The organism is Streptococcus sp. LYSM12 (assembly GCF_004569635.1).
Classification (GTDB): Bacteria; Bacillota; Bacilli; order Lactobacillales; family Streptococcaceae; genus Streptococcus.
The window spans coordinates 39,579-61,140 of record NZ_SPOZ01000001.1 but is presented as its reverse complement, the minus strand read 5'-3'; the positions used below and the strand labels follow the sequence as shown (position 1 = coordinate 61,140).

Sequence of the window (21,562 nt, the reverse complement as noted above, 5' to 3'; positions counted from 1 at the left end):
TAGGCGTTCTATCTCTCTTTCTCCCTCGATAAAGCATCTATTTTTTCTTCTAATCTCTGTAACATAAGGTATTGTTCTTCAATTTTGACAGTTAAGCCATCAATCTTAGCATCTCGCTCGCTATCAACAAAGAAACGTGTGATAATAGCTGTCACCATCCCAAAGGTCAAAATGCCAATCAGCATCAGCACAATCGCAATGAGTTTCGCAATCGCCGTCCGCGGTACAATGTCGCCATATCCAACCGTTGTCATGGTTACAATCGACCACCAGAGAGAGTTTAAAAAGGACTGCTTCTCTACAAGTGTGAGAAGACCGCTTGCCACCATTACCGCCCCAAAATTGAGAACCAAGATTTTAGAGAGACCATTGGTATTCATCAGCTTGTGCAACATTTCCCACAATTTACTAGAAACTGCAATCAAGCGAGTAACCTTTAAGATTCCAAATAACTTAGCAAAACGAGCAATTCGACCGATTCTAAAGAAAGCTGCCACCTGGACAAAGGGTACGATTGCAATCAATTCAAGGATATTATTGCGAATGTACCTCCCTTTATTGTCAGAATAATACAAATGGCTACTATAATCAAATACAAAAATCCCCCAAAGCAGAGCATCACACGTACGATAAAAGATACTTTGGGCTGAAATAAGTGCCAGCATTTCACTCACGATTAGCAAAACGTAGAGCAACGCCATCACAATCATCCCTGTTTCATAGCGCGAATCATTTATGATATTCTTCAGCATACTCTTTCCAAGTGAGCGCTATGCGCTCATCTTCTTTCATTTGTGTCATAAGGGCATCAATGCCATCAAATTTAACCATTTCACGAATTTTTTCCAGCCAGTAAATCGTGATTCTTTCTCCGTAGATATAGCGATTAAATCCAAATATGTGGGCTTCTAAGCGCAATTCAGTTCCGTCAAAAGTGATATTTTTTCCGACACTAGCCATCGCTCGATAGCGTTTCTCTGCAATCGCAACATCTACAACATACACGCCATCGCCTGGTAGATATACTGCATCAATGGGAGCTAGATTGGCTGTTGGATAACCAATAGTCCTCCCCCGTGCATCGCCATGCACGACAATCCCTCTTGTTTCAAAGGGATAGCCTAATAATTGGTTGGCTTCTCTCACTCGTCCATCTTGAACAGCCTTACGAATCCGAGTTGATGATACTTTCTCACCACCCTGCTGCACTTCTCCAACCACTTCAACTTCTCCATCAAAGAAATCCTTTAAAGTAGCAACCGATGCCCTGCTGTTGCCAAAGTGATAATCAAACCCAACCACCACCACACTAGCCTGTAACGCTTTGATATACTTGTCAACAAATACTTGAGGGCTGGTCGCTGCAAATTCACTGGTAAAATCTGTTAAATAGAGCTGGTCAACACCGTATTGTTCAAAAAGTTGGTAACGACGTTCTTTACTGGTTAAATGACTGAGTAAGTCTGGTTGAAAACGGGCAAAGGCAAGTCTTGGTGATTCAGGAAAGGTCAAAACTGTGACAGTCAGACCTCGCTGATTTGCTATTGCACGTGCCCTATCGAAAAGAGCCTTATGCCCCAGATGAAGACCATCAAAATATCCCAATACCAACACAGTTTCTCCTTGGGATTTGATTTCTCTATAATTGTTTATCCTTATCCGTTTCATCATTGTATTATTGTATCACAAAGCTCCAAAAAGACCTAGATAATACTCTTTGAAAATCAAAACGATACCTTTTGTCAACTCATCTCCATAAACTGTTGAGAAACGCTATTACGTTTCTTATTTCCAACTCGCAACAGTTGTTAACCATTGCAACTATCTTCGATTGCGTTTCCTCGTCTAATGTTGATTTTCATTAAGTATAAAAACTTTCCTAGGCTTATACACATCTTCTCTTTTTTCTAAAACGGCAATGAGCCTGTCGCACTCAAAAGCTGCAAGCAGATTATCCGTTTCATTCAAGGCGACAAAACGTCCATGCACTACTTCTGCCACCTGCTCTTCACTCAGCATCACCCTTTTCAAATCACCGATTCCACGTTCAATCGGCTGAAGAAAAGACCTATCCCCGCCTTCAAACAAATCTCTAATCTCTTCGATTGTCAGCGCGTCTTCCAGCACCATACCAGCTGATCCTGTCCGCACTAAGCTAGACATGTGACTAGCAAGACCTAGCCTTGCTCCCACATCGACCGACAAGGTTCGCACATAGGTCCCCTTACCGCATCGCACACGGAAAGAAAAGCGCACACATTCCCCCTCAAAAACGAGGGAACCGGTCCGCTCAAACTGGTGAATCACAACCCGGCGCTCCGGTCGCTCAACTGTTTCTCCTGCCCGTGCGTATTCGTAGAGCTTACGTCCATTGACCTTGACTGCTGAATACATGGGGGGTACCTGTGTAATCGTTCCGATGAAGCTCTGCATGACTTGATCAATATCCTCTTCTGTTAAGCTCATCGGAATAGAGGTTTTCTCGACCAGCTCGCCCGAAGCATCTTCTGTTGTAGTGCTATAGCCTAGAGTGATTTCTCCCTCATAGATTTTTCCTTCTTCCTGCATGTACTCGATGAGGCGGGTCGCTCTTCCCACCGCAATCGGTAAGACCCCTGTCACATCTGGATCTAAGGTACCACCGTGACCAATCTTTTTTTCTTTCAAAATCTTGCGCAGCTTAAATACCACATCGTGCGAGGTCATCCCCGCTTCCTTTTTTACATTGATAATTCCTGAAAGCATAGGACTATTATAGCATGTTTCTATCCTATTTGGTACATTCTTTGACAAAGTTTGTCAAAGAATGTCAGAATACCTTATTTTACACCTGCTTTCTTCTCTTATAGCCAACTCGTACAGACTGCCTATCCTGCTTCATTTTATTCGCATCTCTTCTTTGCGACTGATAGCGATATATATCAGTACATATTGGTGGCGTATTTGTTTATGTATGTAGTATAATAACTCGAGCCTATCTTAAATACTTCTGCCCTCCTCAGCCTCTCTACTATAGGACTAATATCAGTATTCTACATCATATCTCCTGCATTGAAAAAATGGGAAGAACTAAAGAGCAGGTGGAATAATTTCAAAGACAAGATGAAAGAGTACTGGGAAAAGTTCTCCAAGAAGCAAGGGCAGCAAAAACCAGGGAAAAAAGCTCCGACCCACAAGCCAGATAAAAATCCTAGTCTTAGCTTGACAAGTAGTAAACCAAAGCAGGCAAAGCCCGCTTCTAAGGTAGCACTATTTAATCCAAAGAAAATACTAGCACCTGTCAAACAGGCTATCAAACCAGTCGCCAAAGCTATTCAAAAAGTAGGAAAGACGATCCAAAAAAAGGTGATAAAATCTATCAAACAAGCAACTAAACCAATCGTTAAAACCATCCAAAAAACCGGAAAGTTCATCCAGAAAAAGGTGGTAGAACCTGTCAAACGAGCGACCAAGCCAATCGTTAAAACTATCCGAAAAAAGCTTATCCAGCCAGCTCAAAAAAACATCAAAAAAACTGGAAAATTCATCCAGAAAAAAGTAGTACAGCCTGTCAAACGAGCGACCAAGCCAATCGCTAAAACCATTAAAAAAAGAATAGTTCAACCAGTTAAAAAGGCTGTCAGAAAAGTGAGCGCTCCTATCCAACGGAAAATTATTCGCCCTATAAGGCAAGCTGGCAGACCAGTAAGGAGAGCGATTCAACGAAAGGCATCCAGACCGATACAAAGAGCAAAAGCGCCCCAAAGACCTGGGCGCAAGCCTGCTAAAAAGAAAGGAAAATAAAACACATGCCTACACCTAGCAAAAAGAAAAGAAAAATTGTTAGAAAATTATTCTTTTTTCTACTCGGGAGCCTTCTTATTTTCGACATTGCAATGGAAAATCTGAATACCTATTCCATCTATTATGAAGAGCAGTTAGCAAGCTCGGAAAAAGAAAAGAGGGATAATATTATCAAGGTAACCATCACTAACCTGAAAAGTTTGAACTACAAAGATGTCCCCAATATGCGCTTTGATTTTGATGGTGCTAATTTTGTAGAAAATCAGCTTGATACCTACTCGGAGCGTCATCCAAGCATCTCCAGTACTATAAAAAAAGGATACCTCTATCGTGATAAAAAAAAGTATGCATATAAATTTGATAGTAATCTCCATCTAATTGATGCCTACGGTCCCGACTATAAGTCATTGGATTTGAAACAATTTGATGAAGAACAATTAAAAGATGAGATGTATAATACATTGAAGCCTATTATTGACGCACGAAAAACACCGGTAATCTATAATTTGCAGTGGTTGTACAAGCTTTTGAGGAAATAAGACCATGCAGACACCTAGCAAAAAGAAACGAAAGATTGTTAGAAAATTATTCCTCCTCCTGCTCGGAATCTCTTTCATTTTCATTATCGTTACAGGGGATTTAGAAATCTATTCCATCTATTATGAAGAACAGTTAGCCACATCAGAGAAAGAAAGGAGAGATAATGTCATCAAAGCAACCATCACTAACCTGAGAAGTTTGAATTATGAGGATATTCCTAACATGCGTTACGATTTTGATGGAACCAATTTTGTAGAGAATCAAAATGATTCTTCTGGAAGCTATTTTCCCTCTGTTTCAAATAATGCTAGCGGATATTCATATCAAGATAAAGAAGGTAACAGATATCATCTTGATGAAAACCTCCATCTAACTTATGCAGTTAGATGGAGCAATACTGAACGTAAAAGGCTAGATTTAACTCAATTAAATGAAGAACAATTAAAGGATGAGATGTATGACACGCTAAAACCTGTTATTGACGCCCAGAAAAAACCGGTAATCTATAATTTGCAGTGGTTGTACAAGCTTTTGAGGAAATAAGACCATGCAGACACCTAGCAAAAAGAAACGAAAGATTGTTAAAAAATTACTCCTCCTACTACTCGGAATCTTTTTCATTTTCATTGTCGTTACAGAAGATTTAGAGTCCTATTCCATCTATTATGAAGAACAGTTAGCCACATCAGAAAAAGAAAGAAGGGATAATGTCATTAAGGCAACCATCATCAACCTAAGAACTTTATCTTACAAGGATATTCCAAATATGCGGTATGATTTTGATGGGGTCAATTTTGTAGAGAATCAAAATGACTCTTCTGGAAGCTATTTTCCCTTTGTTTCAGGGAATGTTGGAGGATATTCATACTACGATAAAGAATATAACAGTTATAATTTTGATGCTAATCTAAATCTAAGATATGGAATTAGCAGTACTGAACATAAAGTGCTAGATTCAACTCAATTAAATGAAGAACAAATAAAAGATGAGATGTACGAAACCATTAGACCTATTATTGAAGCACAGGATAAGCCTGGTTCCTTCAATTTACTATGGTTGTACAAGTTAGTGAGGAAATAAAACCATGCAGACAACTACCAAAAAGAAACGAAAGATTGTTAGAAAATTATTCTCCTCCCACTATTTGGGAGCATGCTCACTTTCTACCTCGTATTCGAGAACCTAAATACTTACTCCATCTATTATGAAGAACAATTAGCCACATCAGAGAAAGAAAGGAGGGACAACGTCATTAAGGTAACCATCACCAATCTTAGGAGCTTACATCACAAGGATATTCCTAAGATGTACTTTTTTACTGGTGGTTTCAATCTGATTCGAAATTTTAACAGTTCTTATACACCCCACTATCCCTCTATTGAGAAAACAACTAATGGATATTCATACCTAAGTAACGATGAAAATAGATATTACTTTGATAATAAACTTAACCTAAGATATGGAACTACACCCCCTGACTATAAATTACTAGATATAAGTCAAGTAAATGAAGAAGAAATAAAAGATAAGATGTACGAAACCATCAAACCTGTCATTGATGCCCAAAAAAAGCCGAAGCTCTTCAATCTATTGTGGTTGTACAAGTTAGTGAGGAAATAACTCCTGCCCCAAGAAAACCAAAAATAGACAGGGAAACGTAATCGAAGATAGAACATTGTTCCTCCATATTTTAAGGGAATAGGTTGACAAGATATCCTTTTGATTTTCAAAGAGTAGCAGATAGTATAGTCATTTCGTTTATCTTTTAATATTTCGTCCACTCGCTTTGCCGTACCCCAGTACAGCCTACAGCTCGTTGCCTAGTACTAAAAAACTATATGAAAGCTGAACAAGAGAAATACTTGTTCAGCTTTCATATAGTCTTTAACGCTCTAGTAAGATTTTGTACACATGAAAAGGTTGGGCAAAAACCCAACTCCATCACAAAGTTCTAAAATTCGAGCAATAGGAAATGAGAAGCCTTTTAGAATTTAGCCAACATGTCCAGCCAGTTCATCTAGACTTTCCTGTACAAACTGAATCATCAAGGCTGTAGGGACTACAATAGAGCCGGCTTGATAGGCTTTGAGAATGTGGTTTAGCATTGCTGTATAGTGCTGCGAACAATGTCCAAGTGCCCATTCTCCGCCCTCTTTCTTGGATAAAAATGTTTCTTCTCTCACATAGGCCAATGTCCGACAGAGGTTTAAAATGGTAGATACGGGATCTTTTGTCACCATCGTTAAGCTATTTTCAATATCGTACCACACACTATTTAAATAGTCTTTTCGTGTAGGTACTTGAAAGACTTCCGTAAGCTCTTTTCCATATAGGGCTATTCCCCTTTGACAAACAACCATGATATGAGCAGTCAAATCCAGATCGACTCCTTGCATATTGTCACAATACAAGGATACATTTTCTTTGGCTGCTTTTTGATGTTGCTTAGAATAGTGCAAATGATAGGGCATAGGAAAGCAGGGAGGTCTAAGATCTTTCTCACAGACAACACTCATCTCAAGCCCCTTTTTCGGACCAAGGTGCTCAATTTCCATTAAGGCGTGAATCAATCTTGCTTTTTCCGCTAACTTCAAGGATTTCTTAACCACCACTAAAAAATCAATATCACTTTGCTCCCAGGAAAAGCAATCATAGGCCAAAGAGCCATGCAAATAAATCCCACAGAGGTTAGAATCTAATAAGGAGATTATTTCCTCCTTTATGTTATCTAGGACGCTGATGACTCTATTCTCCATACTCTTTCTCCTCAAGTTGATAGGCAAAGCCGATCGCTTTTTTCTCAAATCCATAGTGCTCATAGAAACGGTGGGCAATCTGTCGGTCATTCCCTAGACCACTGTTTAAGGCCAAAGCCTGACAGCCAGCTTCTTTGCCAATAGCTTTCACCTTATCCAATAAAGCAGTGGCAACCCCTTTTTGGCGGTGATGCCTGTTTACAACCAAAGCTAGTATGCGCAAATAGCTTCCGTTGCTTTCAAAGAAATACATTTGAGCATAGCCAATCAAGCCAATCACCTGTCCACCCTGCTCAAAGACTAGCAAGTCATACTCTTGTTTCGCCAACAGTTGACGAAAGCGCCCTTGTAGGTCCGCAAGCTGACTAGGATAGCCTAATTCTGACAATAACTGCTGACAAGCTACGGCATCTTCTTCTTGATACGTTCGAATCATCATTGCTCCTTCAAGGCTTCAAATTTAGCTTTCATGGTTGGATTTTTCCGAGTTAGCTTTTTGACAGTGACATCTTCCAGTTTATTATTAGCCAGTCGTAATTGATTTTCGCTAGTCGTAAGAGCTGCCTTGACCGCTTCCATGCGCTTGATAACTTTATCAATCTCATCAATAGCCTTTTGGAAATTCGTACTAGCAGAGTGATAGTTCTTGGCAAAGGCGTTTTTGAAACTTTCCAAATCCTCTTCAAAATGAGTAATATCAACATTCTGCTCTCTTACTAGAGCCAATTCCTGCTTATATTTGAGAGCATTCATAGCTGCATTGCGTAAAATTCCAATCAGCTGAATGAAAAATTGGGGACGGACCACGTACATTTTTTCATGTTTATAACTGACATCCACAATCCCTGTATTGTAGTAATCATTATCAGCTTCTAGCATAGTGACTAGCACTGCATATTCACATTCTTTCTCCCTGCGGTCTTTGTCCAATTCCTTAAAAAAGTCTTCATTCTTATGCTTTTTTACCGTGCCATCTGCTTCATTTTTCATCTCAAACATGATAGAGAGGATTTCCACACCATTTTCGTCTACCTCACGGTAAATATAATCTCCTTTTGATCCGCGACTAGAGATTAGATTGTCCTTTTCAAAATAGGCATTGGGAAAGGCTAGATGGCGAACCTTGTTAAACTCTGCCTCTGCATATAATTCCAAACTCTCCCCGATAGCTTTCGTCGACTGTTGAGCTTTGAAGTTTTTATAAAATTCGACCTGTTCATTGGCCACTTTTAATTGCAATTCAAACTCCTGTTTGGTCGTTGCAAGAGCTAACTCCTGCTTTTGTTCTTGCAAGAGCAATTCTGTCTTGACCGCCTCACACTCCTTTTCCAGGGACGAAAGAGCCAGTTGTAATTCATGTTCTTTCTCTAAGCGCACTTTCTCAATCTGAGCCTCAAGAGCAAGAACTTCCTGCTCTTTTTGAGACAAGGCAGAACGAACTTCCAATTCTGTCTGCTTCTCTGACTGCTCTAGCTTCGTAGCTAATTCAGCAATTTCCTTATCCCGCTTTGCTACCTGTTTCTGCAAATCATTTTTGACCTTTTCTGCAACTAATTCAGTCTCACGCGCCAAGCGTTCATGCACCTCTTTTTCAAATTCTGCTCCTCGAACCTGAGCCAATAATTGGCTATATTCGGTTTCATTGACCTGAAAAGCTACTCCGCAGTGCGGACATGTTAGTGTCTGCATATTTTCTCCTTTCATTTATACCTAAAGGGAGTCACAGCTGCAATCGGCTAAAATCGAAACATCTGCGTCTCTTTTATTATTCTTTCAACGAGCAAGGAAACTTCGCTTCCTTATTTCCAACTTCCCCTAATCCACCGGATGAGGGGAAAGCCTGACCGTCCCTTACAATGGTCACTTGCTTTGGCAAGCTTTACTTCCCCCACATGATACTATAGTCCACAGAACTATATAAACAGCCTGCAACTATTGATACGACTTATACTCTTTTTAAACCCAGTTCCCAATCTATTGGAATCAACACTAAAAATAAACTAAAAAACTAGATTTATACAATAGACTACCTCTAGTATAGCAAAAAATGCCAGAAACTTCTGTTCTTTCTATCTCTCACATTCCTAAAAATGATGTTTAGCCCATTCCTCTCAAGAAGAAACCTCATTTTTCGACCATTTCCTTATGTTAGGCTTTTTTCAGTTCTAATTATTTCCAAATTTAAATCTTTTCCTATATAATGGCAGGGTTGAAAAAGGAGGAAATCATGTCATTACCTATTTTTTTGGAACTAGTAGAAGTAAAGGCAAAAACAGCTAGTATATTGCCCTTTTTGATTGGGATGTGTTTTAGTTACTACGCCTATGGAGAGGTGCGTCCTCTTTATGTTGGCCTCTACTTTATCGCCATGCTCTTGTTCAATATGTTTGTCGATGTCTGGGATAATTATAACGACTATCGGCATGCTGTAGACTTAGACTATCAAGAAAAGACCAATATCATCGGACGGGAAAACTTGTCCCTGCCTGTCGTTGAACGGCTTATGCTGGTGCTTTTTACACTCTCCCTCTTCATCGGACTGCTCTTATCATGGTTCCTTGGCTGGCCATTATTGGTCATGGGAGGATTTTGCTATGCTATTGGAATCTTCTACTCATCCGGTCCAAAACCCTTATCCAACCTACCTTTAGGAGAGATTTGTTCAGGTTTTACCATGGGGTTTATGATCACTCTTATCTGCGTCTACCTCAATACTGCTCCTCATTTTATCTGGAACTTCCAAACGCTTGTCCAGATTTTTCTCATTGCTCTTCCCAATACCCTCTGGATTGCCAATCTCATGCTAGCCAATAATCTCTGCGATAAGGAAGAAGATGAACGAAACCACCGATACACTCTGGTTCACTATATCGGAATCAAGGGCGGGCTCTATCTGTTTGCTACTGCAAACGGAGTAGCCCTACTTGCTATTGTCTGTCAAACTTGGTTAGGAATTGCCCCACCTACATGCCTCCTCAGCCTACTTCTGCTTCCCTTTATCGTAAAGCAGACCAAACTCTTATACCAGAAACAGGTAAAATCAGAAACATTCCCATGTGCCATCAAGATTTTGGCACTGGGCTCCACCATGCATGTTCTCACCTATGCTCTTGGAATCATCTTACCTTAAGCCCTATAAAAGATCGAGAAACGATGGCTTATAGTCATTTCGCTTATCTTTTATGACTTCGTTACCTCGCTTTGCCGTACTCCAGTACAGCCTGCAGCTCCTTGCCTAGTACTAAAAGTAAACGAAAAGACTATAACAGTTGTCTTCACGTTACGAAATAAAAACGGATACTCTCTAAACCTCAACATCTGACTGGCTTTCACAGCTAAGATTTGTGAAAGATGAAGCTAGGGGAAATAAAGCTAGCCTCCTCTAAGCAGAAGAGAAAACGGAAGCTCAGCAAGGTCAGGCAACGACGTCAAATGTTGATTGTTGAACGAGTAGGAAGCACTACCCTAAACATTATTGCCTTAATCTCTACCATTAATTGATGAAACATGTTATGATATAGAAAAAAGAAATTTTAGGAAAGGAACTGAACAGACCGTTCAGCTCCTCAATCGGAGGATATTATGACGATAGAAACTTTGGCTCGTCTACAGTTTGCGATGACCACTATCTTTCACTTCTTCTTTGTTCCATTCAGTATTGGTACAGCTTTAGTCGTAGCCATTATGGAAACCTGCTATGTCGTTACCAACAAAGAAGAATATAAAAAATTAACGAAATTCTGGGGCAACATCATGCTACTTAGTTTCGCAGTCGGCGTCGTAACAGGAATTATACAAGAATTCCAATTTGGAATGAACTGGTCTGACTACTCTCGCTTCGTAGGAGATATTTTTGGAGCTCCTCTAGCAGTTGAGGCTCTCTTTGCTTTCTTTATGGAATCAACTTTCTTGGGACTTTGGATGTTCACCTGGGAAAATAAAAAAATTAGCAAAAAACTCCATGCCACCTTTATTTGGTTGGTCGTACTTGGTTCTTTCATGTCTGCCATGTGGATTTTGATAGCCAACAGCTTCATGCAGCACCCCGTCGGCTATGAAGTGGTCAATGGTCGTGCGCAGATGACCGACTTTGGTGCCTTGATTACCAATCCACAATTTATCTATGAATACAGCCATGTGATTACTGGTGCCATTACCATGGGAGGTATCTTAGTTGCAGGTCTGTCTGCTTTTCGTCTCTTGAAAAAAGAGAAATTGACAGAAACAAGCCAAGCACTCTATAAAAAATCAATCCGCATCGGTCTCATCATCTCCTTAATCGGTTCTATCTCTGTTCTTGGAGCAGGTGATGCACAGATGCAGGCTCTCATTGAAGATCAACCCATGAAATTTGCAGCTATGGAAGGGGACTATGAAGATTCTGGAGATCCCGCTGCTTGGGCAGTAGTTGCTTGGGCTGATGAAGCTAAGCACAAACAGGTCTTCGGCGTCAAAATCCCTTACATGCTTAGTATCTTGTCTTATCATAAGATGTCAGGTGCTGTTAAAGGAATGGATACAGCCAATGAAGAATTGATTGCCCAATATGGTGATCGCAACTACTTCCCAATGGTTAACTTGCTCTTTTACGGTTTCCGTATCATGGCTGGTTTTGGAACTTTAATGCTCCTTGTCTCCGCCCTAGGACTATTTTGGACCCGCAAGAAACGTCCTGTCCTCTATGAAAAGAAATGGATGCTTTGGCTCGTCGCTCTGACAACCTTTGCCCCATTTTTAGCAAATACTTTCGGTTGGATTGTAGCCGAACAGGGACGCTATCCTTGGACAGTCTATGGTCTTTTTACCATTGAACAAAGCGTATCTCCAAACGTTTCTGTTGCTTCCTTGACTATCTCAAATATTATTTACTTCATCTTATTTACTGCTCTAGCTATCACGATGATTAAATTAGTTATCCGCGAATTACAGCACGGACCTGAGTACCAACAGGACGGGCTTCACATGGGTGGCTATTCTTCTGTTGACACATTTAACAAGGAGGCATTTTAAATGAGCAACTTACAATTATTATGGTTCTTTCTCATCGGCCTGCTCTTTTCCGGCTTCTTCTTCCTCGAAGGATTTGACTTTGGAGTAGGTATGGCCGTTCAGTCGCTCGCAAAAAACGAGCAAGAAAAAGATCAGATTGTTGAAACCATCGGTCCTGTTTGGGACGGAAATGAGGTATGGTTGTTAACTGCAGGTGGTGCTATGTTTGCCTCTTTCCCCTACTGGTACGCTTCTTTATTTAGTGGTTACTACCTTATCTTATTGATGATTTTGGTCGGATTGATTATCCGGGGTGTTTCCTTTGAATTCCGCCACAAAGTCCCAGTAGCAGAAAAACAAGGCTGGAATTGGGCCTTGTCTATCGGCTCTTTCCTTGTCCCTTTCTTTTTCGGTATTATGTTTATCAGTTTAGTTCAAGGAATGCCTCTAGATGAAAATGGCAATATGACTGCCCAATTCGGCGACTACTTTAACCTATTTTCACTGATTGGTGGCGTAGCTATGGTTCTCTTGACCTACCTACATGGGTTGAATTACATCAGTCTAAAAACAGACGGCCATGTTCGCATACGTGCTCGTCAATACGCTCAAAAACTCTACCTTATCCTCTATCTCGGTTTGGTAGCCTTTGCCATTCTGCTCTTTTTCAAGACAGACTTCTTCGAACTGCACCTTATGTCAACCTTGACTTTGGTTATCACAATTGTAGTCCTTACCATAGTCGCCCATCTATCTGTCATAAAAGAAGCTGAAATGACAGCCTTTCTTGCTAGTGGACTTTCCTTAGTAGCGGTCGTTGTCCTCTTATTCCAAGGACTTTTCCCGCGTGTGATGATTAGTTCTATTGACTCACAATATGACCTACTAATCGAAACAGCTTCATCATCACCTTATACACTTGGCATCATGTCTCTAGTGGCTCTAACACTGGTCCCATTTGTCTTGGCCTACACTGCTTGGACCTACTATATCTTTAGAAAACGGATTAAGTTGCCAGTCATTGGAACGGAGGAACACCATGCTGGATAAAGCTGTGATGCGCTTGTCTGGTGTTCATAAACTACTAGGATTGCTTGCAGGATTAGACATCCTTCAGGCAATCTTTATTATCGGACAAGCTGCGGGACTCAGTCAGGCTATCACAGGTGTCTGGGGAGGCAAACCTTTAGAGGAGCAGCTTCTACCTGCCATGTGCTTTTTCATCTGCTATCTCGGACGCCACATCATTCATTATCTCAAAAATGAGCACTTGGACAGATTCTCCAGTCAGCAGGCCAGCCAGCTTCGAGGACAACTGCTCCGCAAAATATTTGAATTAGGGCCCCATATCGTTCAAAAAGAAGGATCTGGAAATGTCATCACCATGGCCTTAGACGGGATTTCCTTGGTGGAAAATTATCTACATCTCATCTTAAATAAAATGATGAATATGAGCATCATTCCATGGCTGATTCTGATTTATATCTTTTACTTAGACTGGGAATCAGGCTTGGTTCTTCTCATCGTCTTTCCAATTATCATTATTTTTATGATTATCTTAGGATACGCTGCACAAGCCCGAGCAGATCGTCAATATGCACAATATCAACTGCTCTCCAATCACTTTTTGGATACACTCCGAGGTCTTGATACCTTGAAATTTTTCGGCCGTAGTAAATCCTATTCCAAAACTATTTACCAGACTAGCGAAAATTTCCGCAAGGCAACTATGAATGCCCTACGGATTGGGATTTTATCCACCTTTGCGCTCGATTTTTTTACAACCTTGTCCATTGCAGTGGTCGCTGTGCTCCTCGGACTTCGCTTGATTAATGGGCAGATGCTACTATTTCCTGCCTTGACTATTCTTATCTTAGCACCAGAATACTTCCTACCTGTACGCGATTTTTCAAGCGACTATCATGCAACCTTGGACGGAAAAAACGCCCTGCAAAGTATTCAGAAAATCTTAAAAACTCCTAGTATCCGTCAAGAGCAGGTAAGTATAACCACTTGGAATAATGATAGCTGTTTGGAACTAGAGGACATTTCCATAGCCTATGGAGAAAAAAAACTCTTTGCAGGAACGTCGCTTACTCTTTCTGGCTATCAAAAAATCGGTATTATTGGTATGAGTGGCTCTGGAAAATCCAGCTTCATCAATCTCTTGAGCGGATTTTTAGGGCCTGAAAAAGGGGATATTCGGATAGACGATGTTCAGCTAACCAACCTCGATCAAGAGGATTGGCGAAAGCAACTGCTCTACATTCCTCAACATCCTTATGTCTTTGAAATGAGCCTACGTGACAATATTACTTTCTACACCCCCTCTGCAAGCGATACACAGGTGAGAGAAGCCATTTCGGTGGTCGGTTTAGACGACTTAGTGGCTAGTTTACCAGAGGGACTCGACACCCGCATTGGAAATGGTGCGCGTCCTCTCAGTGGTGGGCAGGCGCAGCGGATCGTTCTTGCTCGTGCCTTTCTTGATAGAGAGCGTCGTATTCTCTTACTTGATGAACCGACTGCTCACCTTGATATTGAAACAGAGTTAGAGCTCAAGGAAAAAATGCTACCGCTGATGGATAATCGCTTGGTTCTTCTGGCCACCCATCGGCTCCACTGGCTCCACCAGATGGACTATATCCTAGTACTAGACCAGGGAAAAATCGTTGAGATGGGAACCTACGATGATCTGCTAGCCCAAAAAGGCAAACTCTATCATCTAAAAACCGCAATGGGAGGAAGCCATGACTAATATCCCTTTATTTCGTATCATAAAAGAGGACCGCTGGGTCAAACCATTTTTTAAACAATATAAGCTAGCTCTAGGGATTGCTGTACTGCTTGGCTTTTTGACTTTCTTTAGTGCAGGTGCCTTGATGTTTATTTCAGGCTTTCTCATCAGCAAATCTGCCTCTCGTCCGACCAATATTCTCTTAGTCTACATTCCTATCGTTCTCACACGAACCTTTGGAATTGCTCGACCTGTCTTTCGCTATTTAGAGCGACTAACCAGCCATAACTGGGTCCTCAAAATGACCTCCAAACTCCGTCTCAAACTCTATCAGACGTTGGAGCAAGATGCGATTTTTATCAAGCGTGATTTTCGCTTGGGTGATGTTATCGGGCTTTTGGCTGAAGACATTAACCATCTGCAAAACCTCTATTTACGGACTGTTTTCCCAACTGTCATCGCTTGGATACTCTACATCTTTATCGTCATTGCTCTTGGTTTCTTTTCTTGGTGGTTTGCATCGTTCATGCTGCTCTACTTAGCACTTCTAATCCTTGTCTTTCCCCTCCTATCTGTTCTGGTCAATGGTGCAAGACAGCAAAAAGAAAAGACCTTGAAAAATGGCCTCTATACAGAATTGACAGATAATGTCTTAGGAGTTTCCGATTGGATTTTCAGCCAAAGAGGGCAAGAATATGTCGCCCTTCACGAACGTTCCCAAGACCAGCTCATAGCTGTTCAAGCCAAAATGAAAGCTTTTCAAAATAAACGGACGCTTATCTTTGAACTGGCATATGGACTCTTGATTCTTGCTACCTTTTTCTGGGCTAGCGGGCAGTTTACTGGCAATCATGGCGGAGAAGCCAACTGGGTCGCAGCTTTTGTCCTCTCATGGCTTCCCCTTATAGATGCCTTTACAGGACTTTCAACAGCCAGTCAAGAGGCCGATAGCTATGCAGACTCGCTCGAACGGCTCAATGCCCTGCCTCATTTACGAGCTAATGCAATCACAGACAAGCATCCGCAAGCCCCCTATGATTTTAAAATTGAAAAACTCAGTTTCTCCTATCCAAATGACAGAAAGCTGGTACTAGACCTGCTCGATTTGACCATTCCTCAGGGAGAAAAACTTGCCATTCTCGGTCGAAGTGGTTCGGGCAAAAGTACCCTAACAAGCTTATTACGGGGAGATTTACAGCCTAGCGCAGGCAGACTTCTCTTTGGGGGCGTACCAACAACAGCACTTGGGGAAATCTCATCTTCTTATATCAGTGTGATCCAACAAGCACCCTACTTATTTCGGACTAGCCTGCTCAATAATATCCGTATAGGAAATGAAGAGGCCAGTCCAGATCAAGTATGGCAGGTTCTTGAGCGCGTTGGTTTAAAGGAGATGGTGGAAGCATTACCGCAGGGACTGGATACGATGGTGGATGAAGCTGGCTTTCGTTTCTCAGGGGGAGAAAGACATCGGATTGCCCTTGCCCGTATTCTACTAAAAGAAACACCTGTCGTGATTTTGGATGAGCCAACCGTTGGATTAGATCCAATTACCGAAAAGCAAGTCTTAGCCACCTTTATGGAAGAACTAGGAGAAAAAACGGTTATCTGGATTACCCACCATTTAAAAGGAATTGAGTATGCAGACCGCGTCATATTCCTGGAAAATGGTAAACTCGAAATGGCAGGTAGCCTCGCTTTTCTAACCGAAACTAGCCCACGTTTTCGACACCTTAAGGCTGTTGATGATGGTGAAATATAGGAAAGAGTATAGTCATTTCGTTTATCTTTCATGACTTCGTTCACTCGCTTTGCCGTACTCTAGCCTGCAAGCTCCTTGCCTAGTACTAAAGACTATAACAATCAAAAAGGTTGGATTCCCAACCTTTTTCTTTATCCTATACGGATACTCGTCAAAAATACTTATCAATTAGTTTAAGTGCCAGATAAGAAAAGTAATTCCTTTTCTCAACAGTTCAGAGCCTTAACTACTTCTTTCTAATAAGCGTTCGGTCATCTGGAGCAATCGATCTTTTGCTGGGTGAAGTGGTAATTGGGCAATTACTGCGACGGCCTTTTGAGTAAAGCGTGCGGCTAACATACGCGCTTCTTCTAGCCCACCTTCTTTCTTCATCAAGTAAACCACTGCTTCGACATCTTCTACTGTCATAGCCTGTTGCTTATCAAGATAGGGACGAAAGACAGCTGGATTTTTTTGAAGAGCACAGATTAGCGGTAAATTGTAGATTCCCTGACTAATATCTTCCAAAACAGGCTTATTGAGAGCTTCTTTATCTTCTGTGTAATCTAGTAAATCATCGATCATCTGAAAGGCTATTCCTATATAAAAACCAACATGTCCTGCCAGTCGAATCGTATCTACATCCGCTCCGCCAAAATAAGCCCCCTCTCGAGCAGCTAACTTAAATAAGGCAGCTGTTTTTCCTGCAGCAGTCCGCAAATAACCATGAATTGTCTGCTCTTGATTGTGGTAAGTAGACATCTGCTCGAGCTCACCCAACAAGATTTTCTTCATTGTCTTAGCATTGACACGCAGATAAGGTGAGCCTGACATGGACTCTAGGAGCAAGTCAAAAAAGACTGTAAAGAGCAAGTCCCCTGTATAAACCGCAACATCCTTTCCAAAGTGACTTTGAATCGTCACTTGTCCGCGTCGTAGAGGAGAATCATCAATGACATCATCATGAACCAGGGTTGCCAAATGCAAGACTTCAAGCGAAGCGGCAGCTGTCACCAACTGATCCTTGCCTATCTTTGGAGCATCACCAAAAGCTGCAAATAAAAAGAAAAAAGCCGGTCGCAAATACTTTCCACCTGCATTATTTAGGGATACAACAGCTCGTTCAATACTCTGGTTACGGATGTGCATCTTCTGCTCAATCACTGTCCTTACGCTATCAAGTTTTTCTTCCAAATCTGGATAGCCACTCCAATACGATGACATGCTTAAACTCCTTGATTTCCTAATTGCTCTCTATTTTACATTATTTAGACTGTAATAGCTAGTATAGTAGTTTAGATTTTACAGAAAAACAGTTGACCAAAGGGGATATCTAAGGCCAAAGTTGGCGCAGCATCCTTTTGAGTATAAGATACAGAAAGCTTACAGCAAGCAAACACAAAGCAAGAGACTACAGCAGGCCTCTTGCTTTATATTTTATATAGGTCTTTTTCAATCTGTCCAATACTTCCAGCCATAAATCTCTCGGCAGAGCAACACAAAGACGGACGAAGCCCTCACCATCTTTTACAAAATAACTACCTGGAACCATGGTTAGATTTGCTTCCTTGAAAAAAGCTGTCAACTCAAGCTCATTTTTAAACAGTTGGCTCACATCAATCCAGGCTAAAAAAGAGGATTCTGCTGGCATAACCACTGCTTCTGGAATTTCTTTAAAACATTCATAAAGCAAGGTCATATTTCCCTGAATATAGTCTGTCAGTTGCTTCAACCAGTCATCGCACTGGGTATAGGCAGCAATCACAGCTGGGACTGCAAACACATGCGGAGAGGTAATTGAATTTGTTTCTAGCTGTTGATAAAAGCGCTGTCGAATCACTGGATTTTGAATGACAACATAGGAGGTTTTTAAGCCTCCAAGATTAAAGGCCTTATTTGGAGATAGGCAGAGAATGCAATGCTCCATGATATCAGGGTGCGCATTGGCAATGGTAGTAAAGGAGGTGGAATCAAAAAGGATATCTCGATGAATTTCATCACACACTAGTAAAACATTATACCTGATGCAAAGTTCTGCCACTTGATAGAGTTCCTCTTTCGTCCAAACACGTCCTGAGGGATTTTGAGGACTGCATAGGATATACATCTTTACGGCTTCTGTCTGAAATTGATGCTCCATATCTTCGAAGTCAAAATAATAGCGATTTTCTTTGTTCACTAGGGAGCTCGTCAGCAATTTTCGATCGTTATGGACTACAGCCTCTGCAAAAGGAGCATAGGCTGGCGTATTGACCATGATTGCTTCCCCTTTCTTACTAAAAGCCTGAACAAGATAATAGAGCGTAGAAACGGTCCCAAAAGTCAGCTTGATCCACTCTTTTTCCAACCTGCAGTTAAATCGCCTAGCATTCCAATGAATGACCGCTTCATAAAATTCATCTGGTACAAAAGTGTAGCTGTAGTCCGCAATCATTGCTCGTTCTACTAAGGCCTTTTGAATTGGCTCAGCAACAGCAATATCAATATCGGCCAAATCAAGCGGAATGACTCCTTCTCCCAGTCCAAACTTCATAGCAATTTGTTGGGGATTCCATTTTCTAGAATTTCCCAGACGGCGATCGATTCGTTTATCAAAGTTATACACCCTATCACCCCACTTCTATTAGTTCTTTTTCAGAAAGTGTCACCTGCTTCCCAATTTCCCCTTGAATCATGACCACATCTTCAATCCGAACGCCACCAATATCTGGTATATAGATGCCAGGCTCACAGGTCATCACCATTCCCTCTTTAAGAATTGTCTGACTACTAGGATTTAAAATCGGGACATCATTGCCCATTCCAATTCCATGGCCTAGACCATGAGCAAAATACTCTCCATAACCAGCTTCTTCAATCACCTTACGCGCTATTTGATCTACAGCACTTCCAGTCAATCCGCTTCTAACCGCAGCTACTGCTTTTTTCTGGGCTGACAATACGGTCTGATATATCTCCCGCCTTTTACTATCAATGCTCCCAACAGCTAGCGTTCGTGTCATATCAGATTGATAATGATCCAAAGTCAAGCCAAAATCAATCGTCAGTAATTCACCATGTTCAATCCGTTTAGTGGTCGGTCGACCATGCGGATAAGCTCCTCGAAAACCAGATGCAATAATTGGCTCAAAGGCCATGGCACTAGCACCTCGTTTGAAACCCTCATAATGAATAATGCCACTCAATTCCAACTCTGTCATACCAATCTTGATTTGGGGAAGAATCGTTGTAAACACTTCATCAGTCAACTGACAGACTGCTTGAATCTTCTGACATTCTGCCTTTGTTTTTATCGAACGAATGCACTCTAATTCATCTTGCAACAAACAGATGTCAAAGGTAGCAGTTAGAAGATGATAGTCTTGAATGGTTAAACCAACAGGTTCAATCCCTACTCTCGTGGCTGCCTGCTTACAGAGATAGGTCCTAATTTCTTCTAAATAACGACCTTTTGGGACCTCATATCGCCGGTAAGAGGCATTCGTCTTTTCTTTGATTTCTTCTAGGTAACGACCATCAAAAAATTGGGCTACTTCTGACTTAGTGATGACAAGATAGACACCGCTCCCTTTTAATGATTGAAAATATACTTTATTGGGAACAGATGTCACAACCAAGGCATCGAGCTGCTTTTTTTCCAATAGCTGGAACACTTTATCAATCACTATTATCTCTCCTTTAAAAATCCAAGCCCAGTTCGTCTAAAATATCCACCTCGGATGCTGTAAAGATTTCCTTTTCTGCTTCCACTCTTTGCTCCGCCTCTAGCTCTTGTTTTTCCATTACCTTAAAGAAAGGCCAATAAAGCGCAACTGTTAGTATAAGCTGGAGGACATTTGCTATAATGGAGCGCCAGTCCCCATTTGTCAAAAATCCCTCCAAAAAGACACCCACATAGGGAGGATCAAAAATCGGCTTGTCCAAGAACCCCCAATGCATCATAAACATCGGCAAGGTACCAATAATAGCTCCTCCAAATACATGCGGTATAAACATGACAGGATTTAAAATAATCGGTGCACCAAACAAGATTGGCTCATTGATTCCAAATAAGGCCGGAAAGAGCGAGACACGACCGATTTGACGATAACGCTTGCTTTTGGACAGCATACAAGCAATAACACAACCGATAGAGATACCGCAACCTGTAAACCCAAAGAAAGCGCTGGAGGCTCCTGCTGTGTAGAAATGAGGCAAAGGTTGACCTGCTTGATAGGCCGCAATATTTTCAGCGATAAAAACAACCATAATCGGTCGTGTAATCGGACTGAATACAGAGGGGTGAATACCAAAGAAGAAAATGGTACAAATACAGAAATTCAAGGCTAAGACAGACCACGGATTGTCCATTGAACCCACTAAAGGCTGGAGGAAACGGGTTAAAATGGTCGGAGGAAGTTCACCAACTGTTGATAGTAATGCAAAACGTGTCAAAATAAAGCTACCCGCAACAATCAAGGTGACGGGAATTAACTCAAAGGATTTAGACACAAAATCAGGAACACCCTCTGGCATGCGAATAGTCAAATTTCTCTTCTTGCAGAACTGGTAGAGTTCAACCGTCACGATAGAAGCAATCATCGACGTAAACAACCCTTTTGCCCCTAAATTTGACAGACTAACATTGCCGTCTTCTGTAAATTGAATCGTTAGAAAGAGGAAAGCAAAGACCGCCTGAGTAACCGCTCCAGGAATATAGAGCTTGTAGTGGTTAGCTAGATTAAAGGAAATAGCCATACTAGAGTAAAGCCCAATCAAACCGATTGAAAGCGTAACAGGTAAAGCAAACAATTCTACATTTCCTAGTATAAATTGACTAACAACATTTTTTTCTCCTAGCATATTGGGTAAAGCAGGTAATATAGCAAAGAAACTTCCCAAAATAGTAAAGGGAGTCATGGCGACCATGCCTGCCTTAATCGCGCTCAAATGTTGCTGGTTATCTACCTTGCGTGCCAAGGGGAGAAAAAAGTGATTCATAAACGCTTCAAATTTTTCAAACATAGCGATGGTTC

20 protein-coding genes are annotated in these 21,562 nt (G+C 41.3%); 10 read left to right on the top strand and 10 right to left on the bottom strand.

The features are described from left to right. Positions 1-8: 8 nt before the first annotated feature. The 3 genes from E4T79_RS00225 to truB all read right to left on the bottom strand — a co-directional run bounded on the left by E4T79_RS00225 (position 9) and on the right by truB (position 2,745). Complete coding sequence (locus tag E4T79_RS00225; protein ID WP_135026730.1) at positions 9-752, bottom strand: potassium channel family protein; 744 nt, start codon at positions 750-752, stop codon at positions 9-11. Continuing rightward, positions 730-1,668 (bottom strand): bifunctional riboflavin kinase/FAD synthetase, encoded by a 939-nt coding sequence (locus tag E4T79_RS00220; RefSeq protein WP_135026823.1) that lies wholly within the window; start codon positions 1,666-1,668, stop codon positions 730-732. The genes E4T79_RS00225 and E4T79_RS00220 overlap by 23 nt, the downstream gene beginning before the upstream one ends. Positions 1,669-1,845: 177 nt before the next feature. Then, positions 1,846-2,745 carry a tRNA pseudouridine(55) synthase TruB gene (gene truB / locus E4T79_RS00215; RefSeq protein WP_135026729.1) on the bottom strand — a complete coding sequence of 300 codons (900 nt, stop codon included), beginning with the start codon at positions 2,743-2,745 and terminating at the stop codon, positions 1,846-1,848. A gap of 357 nt (positions 2,746-3,102) precedes the next feature. On the opposite strand from truB, the gene E4T79_RS00210 reads away from it, so the two are divergent. From E4T79_RS00210 to E4T79_RS00190, 5 genes are all read left to right on the top strand, one after another. Further along, complete coding sequence (locus E4T79_RS00210) at positions 3,103-3,783, top strand: hypothetical protein (RefSeq protein ID WP_135026728.1); 681 nt, start codon at positions 3,103-3,105, stop codon at positions 3,781-3,783. 92 nt (positions 3,784-3,875) lie between these two features. Further along, the gene (locus E4T79_RS00205; protein WP_135026727.1) at positions 3,876-4,322 is read left to right on the top strand and encodes a hypothetical protein; all 447 of its coding nucleotides are present in this window, start codon (positions 3,876-3,878) and stop codon (positions 4,320-4,322) included. Between the two features lie 4 nt (positions 4,323-4,326). Beyond that, positions 4,327-4,866, top strand: a complete 540-nt coding sequence (locus tag E4T79_RS00200) for a hypothetical protein (RefSeq protein ID WP_135026726.1) — start codon at positions 4,327-4,329, stop codon at positions 4,864-4,866. A gap of 4 nt (positions 4,867-4,870) precedes the next feature. Next, entirely contained in the window at positions 4,871-5,404 is a 534-nt protein-coding gene (locus E4T79_RS00195; protein WP_135026725.1) for a hypothetical protein, read from the top strand. A 72-nt stretch (positions 5,405-5,476) separates the two neighbouring features. After that, entirely contained in the window at positions 5,477-5,944 is a 468-nt protein-coding gene (locus tag E4T79_RS00190; protein WP_135026724.1) for a hypothetical protein, read from the top strand. 371 nt (positions 5,945-6,315) lie between these two features. On the opposite strand, the gene E4T79_RS00185 is transcribed toward E4T79_RS00190, so the two are convergent. From E4T79_RS00185 to E4T79_RS00175, 3 genes are read right to left on the bottom strand one after another with little or no spacing between them, the layout of a single operon-like run. Next, on the bottom strand, positions 6,316-7,080 hold the full coding sequence (locus E4T79_RS00185; protein WP_167752582.1) for an aminoglycoside adenylyltransferase domain-containing protein: 765 nt from the start codon (positions 7,078-7,080) through the stop codon (positions 6,316-6,318). After that, positions 7,070-7,519 carry a GNAT family N-acetyltransferase gene (locus E4T79_RS00180; protein ID WP_135026722.1) on the bottom strand — a complete coding sequence of 150 codons (450 nt, stop codon included), beginning with the start codon at positions 7,517-7,519 and terminating at the stop codon, positions 7,070-7,072. Before E4T79_RS00180 ends, E4T79_RS00185 begins: the two co-directional genes overlap by 11 nt. Next, positions 7,516-8,769 carry a DUF2130 domain-containing protein gene (locus tag E4T79_RS00175; RefSeq protein ID WP_135026721.1) on the bottom strand — a complete coding sequence of 418 codons (1,254 nt, stop codon included), beginning with the start codon at positions 8,767-8,769 and terminating at the stop codon, positions 7,516-7,518. The genes E4T79_RS00180 and E4T79_RS00175 overlap by 4 nt, the downstream gene beginning before the upstream one ends. A gap of 538 nt (positions 8,770-9,307) precedes the next feature. Between E4T79_RS00175 and E4T79_RS00170 the strand changes: the two genes are divergently transcribed. The 5 genes from E4T79_RS00170 to cydC all read left to right on the top strand — a co-directional run bounded on the left by E4T79_RS00170 (position 9,308) and on the right by cydC (position 16,568). Next, entirely contained in the window at positions 9,308-10,210 is a 903-nt protein-coding gene (locus E4T79_RS00170; RefSeq protein ID WP_135026720.1) for a prenyltransferase, read from the top strand. 452 nt (positions 10,211-10,662) lie between these two features. Continuing rightward, entirely contained in the window at positions 10,663-12,090 is a 1,428-nt protein-coding gene (locus E4T79_RS00165) for a cytochrome ubiquinol oxidase subunit I (RefSeq protein ID WP_135026719.1), read from the top strand. Continuing rightward, entirely contained in the window at positions 12,091-13,119 is a 1,029-nt protein-coding gene (gene cydB / locus E4T79_RS00160) for a cytochrome d ubiquinol oxidase subunit II (protein ID WP_135026718.1), read from the top strand. Then, complete coding sequence (gene cydD / locus E4T79_RS00155) at positions 13,109-14,827, top strand: thiol reductant ABC exporter subunit CydD (RefSeq protein WP_135026717.1); 1,719 nt, start codon at positions 13,109-13,111, stop codon at positions 14,825-14,827. The genes cydB and cydD overlap by 11 nt, the downstream gene beginning before the upstream one ends. After that, positions 14,820-16,568 (top strand): thiol reductant ABC exporter subunit CydC, encoded by a 1,749-nt coding sequence (cydC, locus tag E4T79_RS00150; RefSeq protein ID WP_135026716.1) that lies wholly within the window; start codon positions 14,820-14,822, stop codon positions 16,566-16,568. Before cydD ends, cydC begins: the two co-directional genes overlap by 8 nt. 222 nt (positions 16,569-16,790) lie before the next feature. On the opposite strand, the gene E4T79_RS00145 is transcribed toward cydC, so the two are convergent. The 4 genes from E4T79_RS00145 to E4T79_RS00130 form a co-directional block, all read right to left on the bottom strand. Beyond that, positions 16,791-17,771, bottom strand: coding sequence for a polyprenyl synthetase family protein (locus E4T79_RS00145; RefSeq protein WP_135026715.1), 981 nt, complete (start codon positions 17,769-17,771; stop codon positions 16,791-16,793). A gap of 187 nt (positions 17,772-17,958) precedes the next feature. After that, complete coding sequence (locus E4T79_RS00140) at positions 17,959-19,152, bottom strand: PatB family C-S lyase (protein WP_135026714.1); 1,194 nt, start codon at positions 19,150-19,152, stop codon at positions 17,959-17,961. A gap of 4 nt (positions 19,153-19,156) precedes the next feature. Beyond that, complete coding sequence (locus E4T79_RS00135) at positions 19,157-20,212, bottom strand: aminopeptidase P family protein (protein ID WP_245168019.1); 1,056 nt, start codon at positions 20,210-20,212, stop codon at positions 19,157-19,159. 13 nt (positions 20,213-20,225) lie between these two features. Beyond that, the gene (locus E4T79_RS00130) at positions 20,226-21,551 is read right to left on the bottom strand and encodes a PTS transporter subunit EIIC (protein WP_135026712.1); all 1,326 of its coding nucleotides are present in this window, start codon (positions 21,549-21,551) and stop codon (positions 20,226-20,228) included. Positions 21,552-21,562 lie beyond the last annotated feature (11 nt).